7 protein-coding genes are annotated in these 6,000 nt (G+C 55.3%); 6 read left to right on the forward strand and 1 reads right to left on the reverse strand.

All coding sequences use genetic code 11. The features are described 5' to 3' along the window. Positions 1–42 precede the first annotated feature (42 nt). Positions 43–1,566, reverse strand: coding sequence for a chromosomal replication initiator protein DnaA (gene dnaA / locus ACTHUY_RS04095; RefSeq protein ID WP_441654044.1), 1,524 nt, complete (start codon positions 1,564–1,566; stop codon positions 43–45). Between the two features lie 387 nt (positions 1,567–1,953). On the opposite strand from dnaA, the gene rpmH reads away from it, so the two are divergent. From rpmH to rsmG, 6 genes are read left to right on the forward strand one after another with little or no spacing between them, the layout of a single operon-like run. Continuing rightward, positions 1,954–2,091, forward strand: coding sequence for a 50S ribosomal protein L34 (gene rpmH, locus ACTHUY_RS04100; protein ID WP_126704341.1), 138 nt, complete (start codon positions 1,954–1,956; stop codon positions 2,089–2,091). A gap of 35 nt (positions 2,092–2,126) precedes the next feature. After that, the gene (rnpA, locus tag ACTHUY_RS04105) at positions 2,127–2,465 is read left to right on the forward strand and encodes a ribonuclease P protein component (protein WP_441677749.1); all 339 of its coding nucleotides are present in this window, start codon (positions 2,127–2,129) and stop codon (positions 2,463–2,465) included. A 26-nt stretch (positions 2,466–2,491) separates the two neighbouring features. Then, positions 2,492–2,875, forward strand: a complete 384-nt coding sequence (gene yidD / locus ACTHUY_RS04110; RefSeq protein WP_441677824.1) for a membrane protein insertion efficiency factor YidD — start codon at positions 2,492–2,494, stop codon at positions 2,873–2,875. Positions 2,876–2,878: 3 nt separating this feature from the next. Beyond that, positions 2,879–4,141 (forward strand): membrane protein insertase YidC, encoded by a 1,263-nt coding sequence (gene yidC, locus ACTHUY_RS04115; RefSeq protein ID WP_441677751.1) that lies wholly within the window; start codon positions 2,879–2,881, stop codon positions 4,139–4,141. A 50-nt stretch (positions 4,142–4,191) separates the two neighbouring features. After that, positions 4,192–4,743: a Jag family protein gene (locus tag ACTHUY_RS04120; protein WP_441654041.1), complete on the forward strand. Its 552-nt coding sequence runs from the start codon at positions 4,192–4,194 to the stop codon at positions 4,741–4,743. Positions 4,744–4,745: 2 nt separating this feature from the next. Next, positions 4,746–5,372, forward strand: a complete 627-nt coding sequence (gene rsmG, locus ACTHUY_RS04125) for a 16S rRNA (guanine(527)-N(7))-methyltransferase RsmG (RefSeq protein ID WP_441654040.1) — start codon at positions 4,746–4,748, stop codon at positions 5,370–5,372. Positions 5,373–6,000: the final 628 nt, after the last annotated feature.

A 6,000-nucleotide genomic window follows, 5' to 3' on the forward strand; every position in this document is an offset into this window, starting at 1 on the left:
ATGTTATCCACAGATTGTTGTGGAAAAGTGGATATTTCCCTATCAGCGAGCGGGTTTTGAGGCCGCCTGTTTAATGCGAGTTGTGAGTGCTGACACATCGTCGAAGACATTCTTCTTCTCAGCCATCTGATCCGAGATCTTTCGGGTCGCATGCATGACCGTGGTGTGATCGCGTCCTCCGAACAGATCGCCGATCTTCGGCAGCGACAGGTCGGTGAGTTCACGGCACAGGTACATGGCGATCTGCCGGGCGTTGACCATGGCACGAGTGCGATCCGCCGACGTCAGGTTTTCAATGGTGATGTCGAAGAAGCCCGCAGTTTGAGCCATAATCAGACCCGCCGTTATCTCGAGCTGATCCGTGTTGGAGATCAGATCCTTGAGAACGAACTCGGCCATGCTAACGCTGATCGCCTCATTGTTGAGATCGCAGAAAGCGGTGACGCGACGAAGCGCCCCCTCCATCTCCCTCACGTTGGTGGTCATGCGGGCAGCGATGTATTCGTTGACTTCGCGCGGAACTTGAATGTTGTCGTATGCGGCCTTCTTATCGAGAATCGCGATTCGAGTCTCAAGGTTGGGCGGCGAGATCTGTGCCGTGATGCCCGAGGCGAAGCGAGAAATCATCCGTTGCTCAAAGTTATTGAGATCCTTCGGCGGAACATCCGAGGAAATAATGATCTGCTTATTGGCATTCGACAGAGCATTGAATGTGTGGAAGAACTCCTCCACCGTGTGCTCGAACGTGCCGATGAACTGGATGTCGTCAATGAGGAGAATATCGATCGTGCGGTAACGCTCCTTGAACGAATGCTTTCTCTCATCGCGCAGGGCGTTGATGAAGTCGTTCGTGAATTCCTCGGCGGAAACGTACTTGACCTTGAGGTCCGGGTACAGCTGCAGCGCATAGTTTCCGGTCGCGTGCATGAGGTGGGTCTTGCCAATACCCGAGTCGCCGTAGATAAAAAGCGGGTTGTAAGACTTACCGGGAGCCTCCGCCACGGCAAAAGAAGTTGCGTGAGCAAACCGATTCGATTCACCAATAACGAAGGAATCGAAGTTATAGCGCGGATTGAGACCGGCAGCCTTGAGCACATGATCGGGAGTGATCGGGCCGGCGCCCCGTCGGTAATCTGCCGTCGGTTCCGAATAGGAGCGAGTTGTCGCGGAATTGTCACGGTCATGATCTGACAAAACGGACTGCGGGAGCTCGGTTGGCCTCACCGGAACCTGGGGTGCAATTTGAATCGGCGACTCATTAAGGGCCACCGGTTCGGGCTCGGCAGGAGGAGCGGTCTCACCAAGAGTTGAGTCAATTGAGGTGAGAACCCGGACCTTGCGTCCAAGAATGTCCGTCAGCTTCTCGGTCATGTCCTCGAGTGCGTTCTGCTCCAGCCAGGACTTAATGAACTCAGAACCAACGGAAATCATAAAAATCTCGTCGACGGTCGCCAGCGGCTGAGCCATGCGAAGGAATGCCGTTTGAGAATCCGAGAGGCGGTTCTCTGAGCGAAGGAGTTCGATTGCCGCATTCCATGCCTCGAGCGCGTGGCGTGAATCAGACATTCATGAACTCCTTGGGATGACGACAGCCGGTGCGGCTACCTGGTCCATAGTAGGCCAGAATTTCGGATTATCCACCGCTGAGAGTCCCACTTCTCCACAGGGTTTTCCACAAGTGTGGAAAAGTTTTGAGGTCAGAATTCGGCTTGACCTTTGATGAAAGTCTGGAACTACAATAGTGTGATTACACAGCTGTGGATGAAAGTTATACACCGGATGTGAATTCCCGCATTAACGAATTTTCAGGACGCTGAATCTCGGTGAACCTGCTCACCTCGCGAGCCCTCTTATTGACCTCTGACGCGCTTTTTCCTAGGCTTTTCTGGTTACGTGACATTTCGGAAGTCGCTGTACTGCGCTCCGAAGCCAAAAGACCGAGTGGAGAACATCATGGTGAAGCGGACTTTCCAGCCCAATAACCGTAAGCGTGCGAAGGTACACGGCTTCCGCAAGCGCATGTCGACGCGCGCAGGCCGCGCAATCCTTTCCGGCCGCCGTCGCAAGGGCCGCGCGAAGCTCTCTGCCTAAGCTGCTGAGGGCTCATGCTTCCGGCGCAAAACCGTATGCGCAGCTCCGGAGACTTTCGAGCCACGATTAAGCATGGGGTAAGGGGCAAAGCCTCCAGCCTCATGCTTCATCTGCAGTCGCCGGGCGACGCTGAGCAAGCCGACCAGGATTCGACCCTGGTCGGCTTTGTCGTGCCGAAAACGGTGGGTAACGCAGTAGTAAGAAATAGACTGACCCGTCAGCTCCGGCACCTCATGCGCGAACGCATCGAGGATTTGAATGCTGGTGGCAGTGTTGTCATTCGAGTTTTCCCGTCAGCACGGGGCCGTACATACGACGAGTTGCGAGCAGATCTCGACAAAGCCTGGGATAGGGCAGCAAGGGCACGGGGATGAGCACCATCTCACGCGCAATGGCAAGCATGATCCGCTGGTATCAGCGGAATATCTCGCCGAGATTTGCGCCGAGATGTCGCTACTATCCGAGCTGCTCCGAATATGCGGTGCAGGCGGTAGAGAGACACGGGGCTGGCAAGGGTACACTGTTAGCCAGTTGGCGAATTCTTCGATGCAACCCGTGGTCGAAAGGTGGGGTCGACTATGTTCCCGAGAAGGGAGCATGGCCGGGCGAACCACTCGGACACGAGGAGCTTTTAACGAAGTGGAACGAAGAAGACGTACATAGTTCTGCCGCGTCCAGAGATCATCACTCAGGCGAGGACATCGTGCCACCCGCGGCACAGCAGAAACAGACCGATACAGACATGCTCGATAAGAAGCATGACTCCGAGACAAGGAAAGACTGAGCCTTGGATACCATCCTCTCCCCCATCATGTGGGTCATCGCGTGGATTATGAACCTGGTCCACATGGGATTGACCGCCATTGGCCTGCCAGACGGCGCCGGCCCCACATGGGTTTTGTCGATCGTCGGACTGACGATTGTTGTCAGGATCCTGATTTTGCCGCTCTTCAAGAAGCAGATCAATTCATCTAGGGCCCAGCAGCTCATCCAACCCGAGCTGAAGAAACTTCAGAAAAAGTACAAGAATAAGAAGGACTCGTACTCCCAGCAGCGCATGCAGGCGGAGATGCAGGCCATCTACAAGGACGCTGGCACCTCGCCATTTGCGGCCTGTCTACCGCTCCTTATTCAGACCCCGATCTTCCTCGCGCTCTTCCGCGTACTCAACAACCTTGTGCCGATCGCTGCTGGTGAGCGCGGTGCAATTGGTCCGCTCGACCAGGCGCTTGCCAAGGAAATTGAGGCCTCCACGGTTTTCGGGGCTCCACTCGCAGCGTCGTTCAACAACGCCACCGCCGGTGGTGGCGATGAAGTAACCGTTCGCATTGTTGCGATGGTCCTTGTCGTCATCATGTCGGTCACCATGTTCTTCTCGCAGCGCATGATGATCACGAAGAACATGCCTGAGGAGTCAAAGAACTCCGACAACCCCATGTACCGCACGCAGAAGATGATGCTGTGGATCTTCCCGTTCATCTTCCTTATTTCCGGTGTTGCCTTCCCAGTCGGTGTTCTCGTCTACTGGGTTGTTTCCAACATCTGGTCCTTTGGTCAGCAACTCTACATGATCACCCAGGCCCCCGCCCCGGGATCCGAAGCTTACAAGACCAAGCAGAAGCGCGACCGTGAGCGCCGTATCAAGAAGGGACTACCGGCTGAGGAGCCCACATCAACGTCGACCGCCGTTATCGACGAGCCTCGTGGCCAGCGTCAGCAACCAGTCGGTAAGAACCGTGCCAAGCGCAAGGGGCTCGACAAGGAAGAAGCGCAAACAATTACGCCGGCTCCCCTGCCTACACCCGAGACCGAGGTAGAGGAAGAACCTAAGCCGGCACAGCGCTCCAAGAAGAAGTCGAAGAAGCAACGTCAGGCAGAGGCAGTCGTGGCCGCCGAGCAGGAGATTCCGGAACCGGCCGAAACATCCGATCCTGGCGATGAGACCGAGGTCGATAAGGGTGGTATGACACCTGCTGAACGTGCCGCAGCTCGTGCCGCCCGCCGCGCCGAGCAACGCCGTATTGCCCGCGAAAAGCGCGAAGGTAAATAGTTTTAGTTCGTGAAGCAGAGCCTGCTTCACACAACCAGAAAAGGACTCCAATGTCTGAATCAACCGAGCGCGAAGAGCTCGTTAAGCGCCTCGATGCCGAAGGGGATATCGCTGCCGACTACCTGGAAGAACTCCTCGACATTGCCGATCTCGATGGCGACATTGACATCACGGTCGAGGTCGACCGTGCCAGCGTTGCGATTGTCAACGACGAAGAGTCGGACCCTCGCCTGCGCCGCCTTGTCGGCAAGAATGGTGAGGTCCTCGATGCTCTCCAGGAGCTGACACGACTCGCCGTACAGACGTCGACCGGCGAGCGCTCACGTCTCATGCTCGACATCGATGGATACCGTGCACACCATAAGGAGCGCGTCCTCGGTATCGCCAAGGAAGCCATCAAAAAGGTTCTCGAGACCGGTGAGCCGACCAGCCTCGACCCGATGAACCCATTTGAGCGCAAAGTCGTTCACGACGCTGTTGCTGACGCTGGCCTGGCATCCGATTCTGAAGGTGTCGGTCCCGATCGTCACGTTGTCATCACGCTGAATGCGGATGAGAATGACAACGAGGGCGATGTCGAAGAGAACGAGGACGACGAGTAGCGGTGCGCCAGGACGATACTCCAGCAAATGGTCCAGAGCTCTTTGGCGATAGCTGGGATCAGCTAGAAACCTATGCCCAAATGCTCTGGGACCACGGAGAAGAGCGGGGACTCATCGGTCCCCGCGAACTGCCACGGCTCTGGTCGAGACACATTCTCAACTCGACCGCCATCAACGACTTCATCCCTGAACGTGCTGTCACAATTGATATAGGTTCCGGTGGCGGACTTCCAGGAATCGTCCTAGCAACCACTCGACCCGATACCCACGTCCATCTAGTTGAGTCTATGGAGCGACGAGTAGCGTGGCTAACCGAAGTAGTTGATACCCTCGGTCTTAGTAACCTCACTATCCACCGAGCGCGGATCCAGGATCTCCATGGCGAGTTCCAGGCAAGTGCAGTCACGGCGAGAGCTGTCGCTGCTCTCAAGAAGCTGGTCCCGATGGCTCTACCTGTACTTAAGAGTGGCGGCGTTCTCGTTGCTCTCAAGGGTGAGCGGGCAGAACTAGAAATTGATGATGCTCGCTCAGCACTTCGCAAGAACAAGGTGGAAACAGTCGATCTCCACATCGTCGATGTGGCGGGAACCGACGAACCTACGCGCGTTGTAGTAGCACGTAAGAAATAGCATGATATAATAGTATGTTATTTTAGTGAGGGTGCCTGGCCTCTACGGCTTGGGCACCCTCACTTGTCTAAAGACAGGTCAAGTACCTAAATATATTCAGGAGGATACGGTTTATATCCGCAGCTGGCGACGGAGCGATGCACAGAATGAAGTGGCGCTAGCTCAATTGGCCCTCTCAACCTGTTTCCACAATCCATACTCTGTTGTCTTGGGACAGTAAGTCGCAGGTTCCTGATCGTTGTGCTGAAGCGCCCGAATGAGGACCTTATGTCCGGGCTAGCGAGAGGAAGGCGCTCAGAATCCCGGTGGGACGACGCGGGTTTTAGTTAAAGAAGATTCTCGCGTCGGAGACTTCTAGCGGCACGCCCTCTCTGGTGAGGGACGATCACGCGATGTGATTGTTGCAGGATATGACCTGACTTATCAGTTCTATTCCAAGCACCGAAGGTTTGCTGTTTCACGTGAAACAGTTCGTCTCCTGTTATGCCAGCTAAGCGTTTGGGTCACTAATGAATTTCTGAGCGATCACAACTCGATGCATAGTTGCGATACTTAGATTATTCGAGGGGAATTTTCGCTATAGGGGTTTAGGCCTTGGCGCTGCGCGAGCGAGACTATCGGTTGATAG

The organism is Flaviflexus sp. (genome assembly GCF_052087705.1).
GTDB lineage: Bacteria > Actinomycetota > Actinomycetes > Actinomycetales > Actinomycetaceae > Flaviflexus > Flaviflexus ciconiae.

What these genes read in the sequence shown, in the direction of transcription:
- dnaA (WP_441654044.1), bottom strand. Translation starts at nt 1,566, where the DNA reads ATGTCTGATTCACGCCACGCGCTCGAGGCATGGAATGCGGCAATCGAA.
- ACTHUY_RS04120 (WP_441654041.1), top strand. Translation starts at nt 4,192, where the DNA reads ATGTCTGAATCAACCGAGCGCGAAGAGCTCGTTAAGCGCCTCGATGCC.
- rpmH (WP_126704341.1), top strand. Translation starts at nt 1,954, where the DNA reads ATGGTGAAGCGGACTTTCCAGCCCAATAACCGTAAGCGTGCGAAGGTA.
- rnpA (WP_441677749.1), top strand. Translation starts at nt 2,127, where the DNA reads ATGCGCAGCTCCGGAGACTTTCGAGCCACGATTAAGCATGGGGTAAGG.
- yidD (WP_441677824.1), top strand. Translation starts at nt 2,492, where the DNA reads ATGATCCGCTGGTATCAGCGGAATATCTCGCCGAGATTTGCGCCGAGA.